The 15,186-nt window shown below is 58.5% G+C and carries 12 protein-coding genes and 1 pseudogene; 3 read left to right on the top strand and 10 right to left on the bottom strand.

Annotated elements, in window-relative coordinates; translation table 11 throughout:
- Positions 1-146: 146 nt before the first annotated feature.
- Positions 147-2,315 (bottom strand): DNA-methyltransferase, encoded by a 2,169-nt coding sequence (locus AC13EK_RS00450; RefSeq protein ID WP_483021959.1) that lies wholly within the window; start codon positions 2,313-2,315, stop codon positions 147-149.
- Positions 2,316-2,437: 122 nt separating this feature from the next.
- On the opposite strand from AC13EK_RS00450, the gene AC13EK_RS00445 reads away from it, so the two are divergent.
- Positions 2,438-2,998 (top strand): hypothetical protein, encoded by a 561-nt coding sequence (locus AC13EK_RS00445; protein WP_483021958.1) that lies wholly within the window; start codon positions 2,438-2,440, stop codon positions 2,996-2,998.
- A gap of 27 nt (positions 2,999-3,025) precedes the next feature.
- Complete coding sequence (locus AC13EK_RS00440) at positions 3,026-3,484, top strand: hypothetical protein (protein WP_483021960.1); 459 nt, start codon at positions 3,026-3,028, stop codon at positions 3,482-3,484.
- 83 nt (positions 3,485-3,567) lie between these two features.
- Here the strand turns inward: AC13EK_RS00440 and AC13EK_RS00435 are convergent.
- From AC13EK_RS00435 to AC13EK_RS00405, 7 genes and pseudogenes are all read right to left on the bottom strand, one after another.
- A pseudogene (locus tag AC13EK_RS00435) lies at positions 3,568-3,921 on the bottom strand (winged helix-turn-helix domain-containing protein); the annotation flags it as partial.
- Positions 3,863-5,719, bottom strand: coding sequence for a DUF262 domain-containing protein (locus AC13EK_RS00430; RefSeq protein ID WP_483021957.1), 1,857 nt, complete (start codon positions 5,717-5,719; stop codon positions 3,863-3,865). The pseudogene AC13EK_RS00435 and the gene AC13EK_RS00430, both read right to left, overlap by 59 nt.
- Positions 5,720-5,752: 33 nt before the next feature.
- Positions 5,753-6,829: an XRE family transcriptional regulator gene (locus AC13EK_RS00425; RefSeq protein ID WP_483021956.1), complete on the bottom strand. Its 1,077-nt coding sequence runs from the start codon at positions 6,827-6,829 to the stop codon at positions 5,753-5,755.
- Between the two features lie 5 nt (positions 6,830-6,834).
- Positions 6,835-7,446: a hypothetical protein gene (locus tag AC13EK_RS00420; protein WP_483021955.1), complete on the bottom strand. Its 612-nt coding sequence runs from the start codon at positions 7,444-7,446 to the stop codon at positions 6,835-6,837.
- A gap of 73 nt (positions 7,447-7,519) precedes the next feature.
- Positions 7,520-12,451 carry a DEAD/DEAH box helicase gene (locus tag AC13EK_RS00415; protein ID WP_483021954.1) on the bottom strand — a complete coding sequence of 1,644 codons (4,932 nt, stop codon included), beginning with the start codon at positions 12,449-12,451 and terminating at the stop codon, positions 7,520-7,522.
- Positions 12,452-12,566: 115 nt separating this feature from the next.
- Entirely contained in the window at positions 12,567-12,761 is a 195-nt protein-coding gene (locus AC13EK_RS00410; protein WP_483021953.1) for a hypothetical protein, read from the bottom strand.
- Positions 12,762-12,821: 60 nt separating this feature from the next.
- Positions 12,822-13,034 carry a hypothetical protein gene (locus AC13EK_RS00405; RefSeq protein ID WP_483021952.1) on the bottom strand — a complete coding sequence of 71 codons (213 nt, stop codon included), beginning with the start codon at positions 13,032-13,034 and terminating at the stop codon, positions 12,822-12,824.
- A gap of 136 nt (positions 13,035-13,170) precedes the next feature.
- On the opposite strand from AC13EK_RS00405, the gene AC13EK_RS00400 reads away from it, so the two are divergent.
- Positions 13,171-13,506 carry a hypothetical protein gene (locus tag AC13EK_RS00400; protein ID WP_483021951.1) on the top strand — a complete coding sequence of 112 codons (336 nt, stop codon included), beginning with the start codon at positions 13,171-13,173 and terminating at the stop codon, positions 13,504-13,506.
- A gap of 292 nt (positions 13,507-13,798) precedes the next feature.
- Here the strand turns inward: AC13EK_RS00400 and AC13EK_RS00395 are convergent, their stop codons facing one another.
- Together AC13EK_RS00395 and AC13EK_RS00390 are read right to left on the bottom strand one after the other, a co-directional pair.
- Positions 13,799-14,599, bottom strand: coding sequence for a hypothetical protein (locus AC13EK_RS00395; protein WP_483021950.1), 801 nt, complete (start codon positions 14,597-14,599; stop codon positions 13,799-13,801).
- A 45-nt stretch (positions 14,600-14,644) separates the two neighbouring features.
- Complete coding sequence (locus AC13EK_RS00390; RefSeq protein WP_483021949.1) at positions 14,645-14,995, bottom strand: hypothetical protein; 351 nt, start codon at positions 14,993-14,995, stop codon at positions 14,645-14,647.
- Between the last annotated feature and the right edge of the window lie 191 nt (positions 14,996-15,186).

Raw genomic sequence — 15,186 nt, 5'->3', positions numbered from 1 at the left:
TGAAATGATGAGACGAACAGATTGGTTGATCTGGTCCAAATCGCTTCCCTCAATCGCTCGGTCAGGTTGGGAGCGACCGCGACCAAACTGACAACGAGCAGGGCGAGCGATAGCTCGGCCTCCAAATGATGGACGGGTGAATAGGATCAGGCCGCAAGTTGACTGTTCAAGCCCATTCGGCCCGCCGCATCCATGCAATAGCCGGGGTCGATCTCGATCCCGATGAACTTCCGATCACATTGCAGCGCTGCCACTCCCGTCGAACCGCTACCCATGAACGGATCGAGGATGATTTTTGCAGAAGTGGTCTCGATTACGCGCTTGGCAAGCTCAACCGGAAAGGGTGCAGGATGGCTGTTGTTGCGCTCGTGCTTCACCTTCCACACGTCCTTCATTCCCGATGCGGCCTTGGATCGCAGACGGAATCCCGGCTTGGCGAAGATCACGATCCACTCATGGCAAGGAAGGTAGAATGACTGATTGAAGTTGAATCCGCTTCCCCGGTCCCAGATGACAATCTGCCGCACAGGCAAACCCGGATTGAGATCAAGAGGCGTCTGGAGCACACCGCTCTGAACGCGCGGCTTGTGATTGTAGTAAATCGCACCGTCATCCGCCAGCAGACGCCAGCACTCACGCAGCACGTCCTTCTGCCACTCGATATATCCAGCGGGATCGCGAGCATCATCATAGCTGGCATATCCGTTGCTCAAGTCCATGCCCTTCCACTTTCCGCTGCTGGCGGCACCGCGAACCTTGCCGTCGCTTGACCGGCCAAGGTTGTAGGGAGGTGAGGTAAAGACCAGATCGACCGAGCCGGTCGGCATCTTCCGCATAGTGTCAAGGCAGTCGCCGTTATAAATGGTCACCTCGTTCGAAGATGCCGTGGGCAACAGCGCATGGACGTTATCGTTGGCCGAGTTGGCAATAGTTTCGACCGGGGGGACGATTGGCGTCACGTCGGGCGTGGCCTGATCGGCCGTCGCAGCGACACGTTCCTGCGCGGTGAGGAAGTAATCATCGGTCATTTCGACGCCGATGGAACGCCGACCGGAACGCAACGCCGCAACGCAGGTGCTTCCGCTGCCCATGAAGCTGTCGAACACCACGTCGCCTTCATTGGAGTAGGTGCGGATCAGATACTCCAGCAAGGCGAGCGGCTTCTGGAAGACGTGGTGATGGCTCTCATCCTTGGGGCAATAAAGCGTGCTGCGAGGATTGCTGGTCGTGCCCTCATATTGCAAACCGGGATTGTGCTTCACGCCATGCAGATACTTGGTCTGCTTCGCGGCGCTGACCTTCTTCTTGCCCGCCGAGGTTTGTCCAAGCGGGTTGTAGGTGTAGCGACGAGCCGACCGGCTCTTCTGGATGGTCGTCCCGAGGCTGAAGACAAGGATATCCTCGTGCTGCTTCAACGGGCGATCCTTCGCAGACATATTGCCGGTGGCGCGATTCTTGATCCAGATGAGGTTCTGCTTGAACAGGTCGAATGCGCCACAAACCAGCTTGGACGAGAAAGGCTGGGAGCCGAAAAGGATGATCGTGCCGGTCGGCTTGATGATGCGGCGATACTCCGCCCACATTGCCTCCAGATTAATCGTGGGGTCGATTGCGAGGCCAGTGGTCGCATAGGGCGGATCGGCAAGGATGAGATCGACCGAGCCATCCGGCATCGACTTCATGATTTCGAAGCAATCCCCCCGATGCAGCACGGGCGTGAACTTCTCGGTGGGAGCCGGGGCATCGGCCACACGCTGCCGCACGTCCGTGATCGCGTCGGGTGGCATTGCCCCGCGAGCACGCGCGCGGCCAGTGCTGCCGGTAGTGGCTTCGGGGACAATCGCGTCGTCGCGCCGGTGCTTGGAACGAGGCGAACGGAGCCGCCAGCGAACAGGAGCATCGGCAGCCTCGATCAGGTCGGGAAGCTCGGCCTCCAACTTGGCAAGACGCTTGTAGGCCGTGCCGTAAGCAACTCGCCGTCCCTTGGAGGCCATCTCGGCACGGATGGCATGTGCGCTCCGCCATTCGGTGCAGAGGGCGTCGAGGAACAGATCATCAGGGATAGCAGTGCGAATGGGCGTGGTGCTGCTACGAGGCGACGTGCGGGGACGCTCCACAACCTCGACGCTGATCTCGTTCGCGTCGTTGGCCGCCTCCGGAAGATTCGTGGCGGGCTGATGGACCAGCGCCCGCAGCCCGTCAAAAAGGCGCTGATACTGGCTTTCAGCCGAAGTGGCACGGTCATTGGCAGCATCAAGCTGCGCGGTGATGGCCGCGCCAAGCTGGGTGAGGATATCGTGGATGGGTTGGGTCATGGGTCACCTCGTCGTTTCGGGCGACCGACCAGATATCGCTCCTCGGGGTGATTCGTCTCCAGCCCTCACGTTTAGATGTGGCCGTTAACTTCACATTTAGTGGGCGAGTTCAAACCCTTCCGATGCAGGAAGAGCGCGAACGCGGCAGGATCATCGGGTTAAAGCAGCGGCGGCTTGCCACCGCCGAATGGGCGGCGAGCTTCGTTCCGCTGCTTGCGGAAGCGCGGCGAGAACTGCCGATTTACGCGGACACCGGAGAACCATCTCATGACGCATATGCGCGGTGGCTCACTCAAAACGGTGTTCTCACGCGACGACAGAAAAAGATATGGCGTTCGGAATCAGTGCGTCGCCTGTTCGACATCCACATCGGTCTCATTGATGAGGCAGAACGCGAGTTCGAAATCGCAATGGCGATCGTGAGATTCAAAATGCGCTATGCTGATCCTGCTGCGCGGAAGGCCCTTGCGACCGAAGAAGAAGAAGCGATGAATGAGCGGTCATCCGCCATTCGCGATGCACTGCGACTTTCCGCTGACTTGCGCGGGCACACCTACGAGCATCGACCAGTCCCAGATAGGCTCGAACTGAAATCGACCCCGCGAACGGGCCGGTCGCAGCGGCGAACGGCACGGCAAACGGCCGAAGCCGAGACCGCCAAGAAGCAGATTTCGCTCCTCTGATGCGCTGCGAGCGCGATAAATATCTTCATGGAAAAGCAGGCGAAGAACTGGCGGCACTACGTAGTGCGCAATACGGGTGAATGCACCGTGGTGAGGTCCGAGGGGGAGCGGGAGCGGATCAGCTATCAACTCGGCATCATCGAGACCGGCAACAGCCGCGTTTTTGCTGGCTATTTCATCACCGTCACCTTGGGTGAGGATGAGGAAATCACAGGCGAGGATTCGGGATCACTTGTCGCGGCCCTGTGGCGGCTTGGCCGCAATGTTTCGGCGCGTGGTCTGCGCCTGCGGTGTGCCGGTATGAGCGGCCGGTGGCGTGAGAGCGGTCTCTCGCAAAACACAGGGTGGGGCTATTTCGGACGCCATCAACAGCCTATGCATATGATGGACCTCACGCCGGAAGGTGGTGGTCCTGACACAATCGACGAGATGATCCGCGAGGCGGTCGGGAGCATGAAAATCGGCCTCGCCGAGAAAGCGGCATAATCGTCCCACTTCTCGTCGGGGAATAGCTCATCAAGCAGCGCAGAGGCGTCTTTCGACATTCTTTCCTGCTCGGCAACGTAGGCTCGACCCTTATCAGTAATGCGGAACTCTCCGCGATCAACGCGCTCGATCAGCCCGTCTCGGCAGAGCCGTCGCCGATCTTGAAGCGCATTCGAGTTGATCTGATCGATCTTCGTCTCGTTCGGACGCTTGGCGGCTCGTTGCAGATCGGCAGGGACAAGCCGGATGCGCTGGCGCACCGAGTGATTGATCTCGGCAGTGGTCAGCGTGCCGCGACCGTGAAGGATCGTCAGGATCACGTCCTCGACATCCTCCTGCGTATTCGGTCGAAGTTCTCCCTTCACCAGCGTTGTCCCCCTATGCGGTTGCTGCCACTGCGGCGGGCCAGATTTGCCGCGCCGTCGCGAACAGTGCATTTGCGCGTGCCTGCATCCCGGCTTCGTCCCATGCCCCGGCGTGATCGCGCAGCAGGCGAGCATTGAGTTCGAGCTTGCTGTGGAGTTGCAGCCCGTTCCGCTTCGAAGGGGCGTCATCGGCAGCGATCCATGGGCCGTGGCTCAACTCCTTGTTCAGCGAACCGCTGATGAGGGTGAGGTTGCCGATCCCGTGCAGCCACCAGTTTCGATCCTCGCGCGTGGTGACGGTCTCATCGAGAGGCCAATGCGCTTCCCACGCCTGCGGCAGGATGTGCTCGATCTCCAACTCGTCGAAGTTGAATGACAGGACGGGTTCCGACTTGGTGCCCTCCCGCTGATAGCGCTCCTCGATCGCGCGCAGGATCATGAGGACGCGGTTGCGACGAAGGTTGCCGTAGAACTTCTTGCGGCACCACTCGGCTTGGAAGGCTGCATCATCGGGCCATCGGTCGGAGCCCGTGGACTCGCCAAGCGCTTGAAGAATGGCTGGGGCGGCGGGCTGACTTTCTGGAACGGCGGCGACCCGATCGAGCAAGGTGATGGCGAGCGTGCCGTAGCCGCGCGTCTGATAGCCACAGACCACCCGGCGAACGAGGTAGCTTTCCAGCGCGACACCGGCAGCGTCGCGGTCGGCAGCGTCCGATTCGGCACGCCCCATGAGTTCGAGCAGCAGCGGGTGAAATACCACGATATCCATCACGCCGAGGCGACGAAGGAAGGTGTCGAACCGGCTATTGCCCATCGGGTTCTCGATCAGGCGAAAACGCTTCGCGTCCTCTGCGATATCCGCCATCAGGGCTGCAACGTCGAGCTTCCCTTCCGGCGTGCGCGGCCCGCCTTCGCGCACGAATGAGAGAAAGCGATCATAGAGGTGCTTCGCCGGAATGGGCTGGCGGACGTGACGGGTGAGCCAGTTGCCGAGGAAGGTATCGACACGCGCGCGCGCCGCGTGTCCGGTCCCGGTAAGAGCCCGCCAGTGGTCGATGTCGCGATCAAACGGTTGCCAGAAGTCGAGGTAGAGCTTGTCGGTGGGAAGCCCTTGGCGGGTGCCTTCCCACAGCAGCCAGTTCTTGATCAGATCAGCGGGGAGCAGCGGCGTGCCGTGGGCGTTCAGCGTCTCGAAAATCGCCTGCGGTTCGTCGGTCGTGTCGAGGTCGAGCACGATCAGGCGCAGGTGGTCCTTGAGCGCGCTGGCGAGCGCCATGGCACGAGCACCGTGCGGCTCGACCATGAGCCAGCCCCGGAACTCGTCGCGAAAGTAGCGATACGCCTGTGCCATGCGGCTGTCGGGCAGCTTTGGCGCTTCGCTGACCGTGCTGTCCATCACGTCGCGGAATGCAGGTCGGTCCTCATTCGTGGGCCAGACCTTGTAGCGTTCCTCGTCGTCAGCGTAGGCGGGATTGCTGGTCAACGGCGCGATCTGGCGGGAGGCAATATCGACCGCACGGGTCGCATCCTCGTCACCTGCGACCGTGGACCGCAGTTCATCCAGCGCATGCTCCGCTGCCTTCAGCACCAGTTGCAGTGTTGTGAGGCGCTGCTGCCCGTCGATGACCTCTCGGCGCGGCAGGCTGAAGGTGGGGTTGAGGGTCTGGTCGAGAACTACCGTCCCAAGGAAGTGAGACGAGACCAGCTTGCCCTGTGCGTTCAGCACGCGCTCGGCAGCTTCCCGCACGTCATCCCACAGCGGTTGCCACTGGTCTTCCTTCTTCCAGACGTAGGGCCGCTGGAACAGCGGCACCGTGTAGCGCGTCTGCTGGGTGAAGACGTTCATCACCGATATGTAGCTGGGCTGCATTCATTCCCCGTTGAAGTTCCCGCCACTGGCGGATCAGATCACCAATCGCAGCCGAGGCTTTGAAAGGGCTTCTTCCGCCAGATCATACATCTTCACAAACTCGGGCTCATGCAGCGGCACGAGGCGACTTAACTCCGACATGGTGAATCCCAGATCATCCAGATGCGCCTTGATGATCGCGTTAAGGATGGTCGGTCGTTCGTGAGGAAAATCTAACTCGGGCGGCTCTTTCGTCCGCCACCCTCGGCTGCTGATCTGCTGCCAAAGGTATCTGTTCTGATTGTCAGAAAGGTAGCCGAGTGCCTTTGCGCGCATCAACAATGCCTGCATCGCGACCCGCCATTCAGGTTTTAGGGCGGCGAGAAGCTCAAGCGTGATGCGCCGACCGGAGAATGCCTCGCGCATTTCACGCTCTGGCATGAGGAGAGCCGACGCGAAAGCGTTCGCCTCATCCTCCATTTCAGGCGTTGGAAAGCGATGCATCACGAGGTGCCCAAGCTCGTGAGCGAGGGTGAAGCGCATTCGGTCGGCAGGGTGGTTCCTGTTCAGCAACACCAATGGCGGCTGACCCGGCACCCTGAACGTCATGCCGCTAATGGATGCGCCGCTAAAGTCCGATGTTCCAACGATCACACCGGAACGCTCGACGAGCGCCGTGAGGCTCTTGACCGGCCCAGACGGCACGCCCCAATGCGCCCTTACGACGCCAGCGATACGTTCAGGAGAGCCGTATTGCTCCACCTCCAGCGAGGGAAGCTCGCTCGTGGGAGCGTAATCGACCGCATCCAGAAAGCGCCGCACATGCATGACGCGGAGGTTCATCTCCGAAACCACCATGTCGAGATCGCGCGCCGAGATGTCTGCCTTCGCCCGCAACATGGGGTGAACGCTCACAGGCGGGCCATATACGGGGTCGCGGAGATCGAAGAACTCGCGCGGCAAGCTATAAACCGACGCAGCCTTGTGCAGAAAGGCATCGTCGGGTTCCGCAGGTCCATTCTCAAAGCGTGACAGGACCGGCTGCGCGATGCCGATCCGCTCGGCAGCCGCCTTCTGCGTGAATCCCAATCGCTGCCGCGCCAAGCGCAGCATATCGCCAACGGTAGACATGATCGCTACTTCGCTTCGGGCTTGGTCTTGGGCTGGACCTTCGGCTTGATCAGATCGCTCGCGTCATCGGACTCATCATGCGGACTGGTCGGAGCCAGCGGCGTAATCGCGCCCTCACCGGCGTCCGCAACGATTTCATACTCCCATAGCAGACGATCGCCATCACGGGCGACAACCAGCACCCGCTCGACCTTGGTCCAGATCGCGTTCGGCTCCCAAATCAGTTCGATCTTCGCGGTCTCGGGCGGGAGGCCGGGAAGCGTCCGGTCAGCATCCATGAAAGCCATGGCAGCCTGCGTCGGGATATTGCAGCCGAGACCGTCATCCCCAGCCTTCTTGAACCGAGCAGCCACGCCACCGATGACGAACCTCGCGGTCTGCGCCTCGGTCTTCACGAAAACCTTTTCCTCCGCGCCGAGCACAGGGATGGCCCGACGCAGGATGGCGTCGAAAATGTCGTTCGAGTTCGTCCGCGAGTAGAGGTTGGGCGCGTATCCCTTCGAAATGCGATACGCCTGCGTGTCTCGCCACTCGGCGAAGCCGTCCATCACGCAGGCGTGGATTTTGCCATGATAGGGCGTCAGCGCCTGACGGACGGCATCAATATCAGCGGCCACACGGACCTCCCCAGTTCAGTTTGCCAGACGCTACCTCTCCGGTTTTGCAAAATCAATCCAAAATATACAAAACCTATGTGGCGACCGTTTGCGGCTGCTCGATGGGTGCCACTATGTCGAGAGCGGGGAGAGAGCGAACGATCTTCATCGTTTCCAAGCTGACGGTGATCATCCGCTGAAACAGCAGTAGCGGATAAGCCGGATCGCCCACGGTCTCGATGGCGTAGCGGTTGGCGTCGTTGACGATGCCACTGGCCTTGTCGGTCTTCACGCACTGGCGCTCCATCACCCATTCGAGCGCGGGCTTTCCGTTCACCACATACTCGTAGGCGTCCAGCGGGATGCCAGTCATGGTAATGTTGGCGTTGTAGATCACCGTGGTCTTGTCGAGCTTCGGCCGCTTGCCCGCAAACTTCATCTGCTCAACCCGATAGAAGGCTTCAGGGTTATCGATATGGGCGAGCCGTAGATCACCCTGCGCGATCGCCACCGGATAAGGCTCCACGTTCTCATAACCGATGTGAAGGTCACCCAACTTCCGCCCTGCCTCAATGAACGCGCGGAAGCTCTCGATGCCCTTTACGGCCGGGATGCGAGGCAACTCCTTCGAAAGGTTTTCTACATACCGCTCTCGGTAATCTGGCGAATGGAGAAGACCATAAGTGTAGTAGAATAAATCATCCTTTGAGATCGTCTCACCGGGATAAAAAGTCTGAAAATGCGCCAGACCTTCATCAGTGATCCCATCTTGCTGCTCGTTCTGGTCGGTAGCGTTGAGCTGCCCTAACAGATTCCCTTGCTCCGCATCAGATACATTTCCACCGTAAATATACCGTGGGAAGCACTGCGTTCCACCGTCAGTTTGTTGCTCGATAAGCGAGTCAACCATCAAGGCAAGCTGTCCTTCACCGCTCCATCTGTTCTTTATTACAATGAGGCGGTTTTTCGATTCTGCTTTCGGAAACAGCTTTGGCATCTGAAGAACCATTTCGTTCAAAATGCGGTCATAGTATAGCCATTGCCGAGTATACGGTCTGTATACAACGGGAGCGAGACAATCTTGCCTGTGATTGATTGATTTGTTTTTCGCAAGAGAGGATTTCAATCCTCGACTCCAGCTAATCTTTTTCGGATCAGACACTACAAAATGCGATGCTGTTTCATCACGTTCTTTGGTATTTGCAAAATGTGGATGCGCCGATTGGAAGCGATTTCTCTCGCTTTCGTAAACCGCAATCATGCTTTCCATATTCTTATTAAGCAACGATTGAGACGGGTTGATTACCCACGCATCGCGGTTGGTCATTATTCCCCCAGAGAAGTTTTCGAACAACTTTGTTCTGGTTGATCCACTCTTGTCTCCGATTGAGATAAAGTCATTGAAACTACCATCGCGCTGACCGAGCCAATCTCCGTGCGCATCAGGCGTAATCTTTTGCCAGCCTTCGGCAGAAGTTATCCCGCCTATGCTTCCAAATCTCTGGGTAATCTCAAGTTTTTCTTCGCGAGAGAGGTAATCGCCGATATCGTGAAAGCGTATATTTCCCTGATCTTTCACTGACGGATTCTTTACCAACAGCGTGATCGCAACAGGAGTGCGACTACCAGAGCCGAATATTTTCCCGCCCTCGCGCTTTGATCTCTCGCCTGATGTTCGCTGATTTCCACGTAGGTGAAAAACATAAATGTTCGCAAACTCATCGGCCAAGCAACGACGGACTCCTTCCGTTGAGGTGCTGTCAATCCACCCAGCATTGCTTACGAACGCGACTATCCCGCTATTCCCAACGCGATCGCTGGCCCATCGAATCGCGCGGATGTAGCTATCGTAGAGGGAGTTCTTCAGTGTCGCTTTCGTCCGGCTCGCATAGGTTTCCCGAATACGCGCGTCGAGTTTAGGGTAAGGCACGTTGGCAGCATTGTCATTCGCACTACCTTGACCAGTCGAATATGGAGGGTTTCCGACGATCACCCTGATATCAAGAGCCTTTTGGCGGGTGCGGCGATTGCTATTGTCCGCCATCAAATCGCTGATGAGATCGCGATCCTGCTCGTAAAGCTGAAAGGTGTCAGTGAGACAGATGCCCTCGAACGGCTTGTAATCCCCGCCCGACATCGTGTGATAGACGGCCTCAATATTGATTGCGGCGATGTAGTAGGCGAGCAGCACGATCTCGTTTGCGTGGATTTCGTGCTGGTATTTGTGCGCGAGTTCTTCCGGCTCGATCAGCCCCGACTGGAGCAGGCGGGTTATGAAGGTGCCGGTGCCGGTGAACGGGTCGAGGATGTGGACGCCCTTGCTACCGAGCGTCTGACCGAACTCCGACTTGAGCACCTCATTTACCGAGTGGATGATGAAATCGACCACTTCGACCGGCGTATAGACGATGCCGAGCCGCTCGGTCATGCGGGGGAAGGCGTTGCGGAAGAACTTGTCGTAGAGTTCTACGACGATCTTCTGCTTGCCCGCCGCGTTGTCGATCCCGGCAGCGCGCACGCGCACGCTGGCGTAGAAGCGCTCAAGTGACTCGGCTTCCTTGCCGAGGTTCTGCTCGTCGAGGGCGATGAGAACCTCCTCCATCGCGACCGAGACGGGGTTGTTCTTGGTGAAGCTGTAGCCCTCGAACAGCGCCTCGAAGACCGGTCGGGTGATGAGGTGCTGTGCCAGCATCTCGATCGCATCATTCTCGCTGATGCTCTCGTTCAGGTCGTCCCTGATCTCGGCAAGAAAGCGCTCGAATGCCGCGCGTCCGGTCGATCCCGGCTGCTGCACGATAGCGGTGATGCGGGTGATATGGGTCTGGGCGATCTTGGCGATATCGCCTGCCCAGTCCTCCCAATAGTCGCGCCTTCCACACTTCTTCACGATTTTCGCGCGGATCGCGTTGGTGAACTCGTCGAGCGTGAAGGCAAGCTGGTCCTCACCGCCCTTGGGCTCGCTGCTGCCATCGCGGTCGCCACTATCGGTCGATCCGCCACCTTGACCGATGCCGATGCCGCCAGCCTTTTTCTTGGCCTTTGTCGGCAGCTTGTCGGAAACCGCGATTACCTCGATCTGACCGCTGACATCGACGCCAAGGTCCATCTTGTTGATGGTGGCATCAAAGCGTTCGTCATGGGCACGCAGGGCGTTAAGAATCTGCCAGACGACCTTGTATTTCTCGTTGTTGTTGAGCGCCTCCTCGGGCGCGACCCCTGCGGGGATACCGACCGGCAGGATGACGTAGCCCATCTTCTTACCGGGAGCACGGCGCATGACGCGACCGACCGACTGGACCACATCGATCTGCGACTTGCGAGGATGGAGGAACATGATCGCGTCGAGCGCGGGCACGTCCACACCTTCCGATAGGCAGCGCGCGTTCGACAGGATGCGGCAGCTATGATCGTCGTGCTCGGCCTTCAGCCATTCGAGTTCACGGGTGCGCGTTTTCGCATTGAAGGTGCCATCGACGTGGTGGACCTCACAGCCGAGGGGCGGCTCCTCATCACCGCTGGCGGCAGACGCGAGATATTCCTCCACGACAGCGGAGAACTCGTCACGCACCAGCTTGGAGGAAGCAATGTCCTTACAGAAGGCGAGCGCGCGGCGCATATGCCCGGTGTCGGTCGCCACATCGGCGGCGAGATCGGCCTTGGTGAGGGCCTTGTAGCATCCGACGATCTTGGTCGCGTCGTCGAGCTTGAGGGCGTTGTCCTCGTCCTTTAGGCGGTTTTGGATCGAGGTGCTGACCATCGCCTCATCGACGGCGAGGACGATCACCTTGTAGTCGGTGAGAAGGTCATTCTGGACCGCCCATCCGAAGCCGCGCTGGAACAGTGTCTCCCCGTAGAGCGCGGGGTCGTCCATGGAGCATAGCTCGGCGGAAACCTCCTTCGCCTTCGACCGCACGGCGTCACCGAAGATGCGCGGCGTCGCGGTCATGTAGAGGCGCTGCTTGCCTGCGATGAAATCCTGATTGTGGATGCGGACGAAGTTGCTCTCGTCCTCACCTTCCAGCGTCGCGCCGGTCGTGCGGTGAGCCTCGTCGCAGATGATGAGGTCGAACTCCGGGAAGCCGTGCTGCTTCTGGGCGTTCGAAATCACCTGAATCGACTGGTAGGTGCTGAAGACCACCGTCATCTCGTCCGGGGCGGGTGCCTTCGCCTTGTTGGCGAGCTTCGCCGGATCGGTAGTGGCGGGGTGCGCGAGATCGTGAACGTCGATATCGCCGATATCGTCGTTGCCCTTGTTGCGCTTGCCCACCTGCGCGTCGGAACAGACCGCGAAGGCCCGGAGCGGCGTGGTGGTGTCGAGCGACCACTCCCGCACCGTCTGGCTCATGAGGGCGAGCGATGGCACGAGAAACAGCACAAACTTGCCGGGACCAGCGAGGTCTTCCGCGATCTTGAGTCCGGTAAACGTCTTGCCGGTGCCGCAGGCCATGATGAGCTTGCCGCGATCAGCATCCGACAGGCCCTTGCGCACCGCCTCCAGCGCCTCGCGCTGGTGCTGGCGCACCTCCTTCTTGGGCGCGAGCACGATCTGGTCGTCGGCGAGATAGGTGCGCCAGTCGATCGGGCTCTGTTCGAGCCGTTCCATGCTGATGCGGGTGGTCGAGATATTCTGGCCGTCGAGCGCGTCTTCGGCGTTCTTGCTCCACGCCACTTCGGTCGTGTCGATGATCAGGCGGCGGGTGAACGGGGCTTTGCCTGACGCGGTGAAGAACGAATCAATGTCGGATTTCTGAATATGGTGGTCGGCGCGATAGAACTTGCACTGGACCGCGCAGAAGCCCCCATCATCGCGCAGCTTCGCTACAAGGTCGATACCTGTGTCGGTCTGCTTCCACCCAGCGGTTTCAGCCCACTCGCGGAAGGTCCACGCATCCTCATATTGCTGCGCCATCTCGGGATCATGCTTGAGGAACTCGACGCATAAGCGCTCGAAATACGTGCCTTTCTCGCGCTCGGACTTGGCACCCGAGCGATAGCGTTCCAGCAGATCACGAATAGCAGAAGACACAGAAAACCCCGCCCCAACAACACTATGACAGGTGATAGCGAATGAGCAGCGCGCTGTCAGCGACGATGAGAGTGGCCGCTCCGGTTATCCCCGCTGGGGGCAGTGTAAGGATCGGTTAGAACTCTGGTGAACCGAGCCGCTTCAAAACCCGGATGCGCTCCTCCGCCTCTGCCGCCATCTGCGCCAACCTTTGTTCTGCCACCGCCCATCGGAACGAACGAGTAGCTGGATCAGCAGCACGCGCCGGGTCACTGGGCCTCATCAGTTTGAAAAGTGAGAGGTTGCCCTCGTCGTCAAAATAGTCGTCCATTCAATATTTAGGCGCAGCCAGAAGGCTTTCCGGGCCTACATCGGCACGGCTGACACGACACTACTCGCTGCCCGACAGGTTCCCACGAGCCTCGTTCTCACGGCGATCGAGCGCATCTTCGAGGAGGAGGCGAATGAAATCACCCTGCCGCATTGTGCCGCGCAATGCGTCGATGCGCGCTTTCGTGCCTTCACGGGCACGCAGATGGATCGCTTCGTCGAATATCTTGGGCTTGGTCACATAAGCACGAATAGCGGTATCGCTTTCTTTCATCCAGCCCTCACGAACCGATCTCATTTGACGTTTAACCGATACCGGTTATCTTAACCGATACCGCTTAACAAGCAAGGCTCGACGACGCGACAGGCGTGGTCGGGTCATGGCGAGGAGCCACCGGTCAAAGGGGGAAATGATGGACGAGAAAACGAGGCGCTTTATCGAGCAAGCCGAATGGCATCGGATGCGCGCCAATGAAGACAGAGTCAGGTTCAAAGCAGGGCGGGAAGCTGACGCTCAACGCGCACACGACAAACGAGTGGCTTATGTCCTGAAATATGGGCAAGATGGCGCGAGGAACCGCACGATCAAGAAATGGGTCATCGTGTTTTCGGCAGTTGTCGTGTTCTCTTTCCCAGACATGCTGAAAAATGAGGGCGCGGGTCAGGCATTCTTCACTGCAATCTTTTTACCGCTGCTCGGGTTGGGCATTGGCTGCTATCGGGCCGCACGGCTTCCTCGGGTGTAAGCTGGGGTAAGTTATTGTATAGATATAGAACTCCCACGAGCCGAGCGCCGTCAGCAAACGAACGCGCTTCCGCGCCACTTCGCCATGTGCTCCGACCGCGCTTGCGCCTGCCCGCCTGACCCAGTGTTTAGCTGGGTCAGGCGGGGGTATTGGATGGCTACTGCTCATTAAAGAAGGGAGAATGTTTTCGTCGTGACGCTAGCTATCCCTTCAATATTTAGAGAACTCGAACGCCGTTGCCACCTGTTGGCGACCCATTTCTCAAATCGGCGAAACGAATATATTCTGGTTATCAAAACGGAACGTCACGATCGAGATCGCCAGAAAACCCATCGCTAGAGCTACTTTTTCCCGCGTCAAAGCCGTTTATACCAGCGGTCGTAAACCCGGGTTGCGCCAAGGCGGTGGTGGTTGATAGTGTCGGCAGCGTAGTGTGATGATCTGGCAACTGCTTTGGCTGAACATAGCGAGGTAAAGTTGCCTGCCGGTCAGTCTCTTCTTGTTTTTCCTTACCTATGATTTCCAAGAACGCTTTAGTGATGCTTGGTGCGGAGGTAAGTATTTCACCACCGTCATGAGCCGTTGCCGTGACCATCGCCATCAAGGACATGGCGAGTGCGAGATTGAAGCGCGGCTTGGCAAGCTCGGCTTCAAACTCGGCTATCTTATCGAGCAATGAGGTCTGCCGTTTCTTGGGCAAACTTGAAGCAGATACCTCGGCCTTTAAGCGCTCCAAGTGGTGCTGCATCTTTTCGCGGCTACTGCCGCTTAACGCAACACTGTTGCGCCGATCACGGCGTGCGCGCTGAACGCGGATTTGAGCGAGTTTGGCATCAACCGCTCGGGTGAAGCGGGCAAACTCTCGGGAATAGTTGTCCGCATCCTCGTCGTAGTCCAGCCCTGTCAGGTTGAACTCCGACGCTATGGCTGAAACCTCGTTCATGTAGCGGAGCATATCTTCATAATGAAGGTCGCCCCTATCATCGCGCTCGGCAGCGTGCAGCCTGTCGCGAGAAATGCCCTCTAGCAGGCAAAATGCCTCGCCGTCATCCTCGGGCAGATCGTCATAATCTTGGTCAGTCAGGTAGCCCATGTTCTCGATATGAACTCATATCGAGAACCATGTCCAGCGATACCGTCAGTTAATCACCAGCGGATCGAGCCACGGCAGTGGCTGGGGGCTGACGACAAGAGTATCCCCATTGTTATCCTGCTTCCACACAAAGCCATATACTATCTCGTTCTCAATCGGGAGACAGAATACCGAGGGCGGTCCTCTGAAATCACCTTCCCAGCCCGCCCGTGCGGCAAGCTCCTTCGCTTCGTTGAAGTCCGCAAGGAACTGTTCGAGACGTGCCTCGCCGTAGGGCTGCTTACCGAGCTTCACGTCGAGATCGGCCTTTGACAGCCTCTCGGCAAACTCTTCCACACTCGGCAGATAATCCCACCCAAAGTCGATGGGTGTTATGTAATAAGCCTTTTGTGCCATCAGCGTTCTCCTTAACAATCCTTCCATTTGGGCAAATAGCACGTAGCATTTTCACCCGTCCATCATTTGGAGGCCGAGCTATCGCTCGCCCTGCTCGTTGTCAGTTTGGTCGCGGTCGCTCCCAACCTGACCGAGCGATTGAGGGAAGCGATTTGGACCAGATCAACCAATCTGTTCGTCTCATCATTTCA

The sequence above is a fragment of the Sphingobium sp. L-44 genome, assembly GCF_056859495.1.
This window is presented reverse-complemented; position numbering and strand designations above follow the sequence as displayed.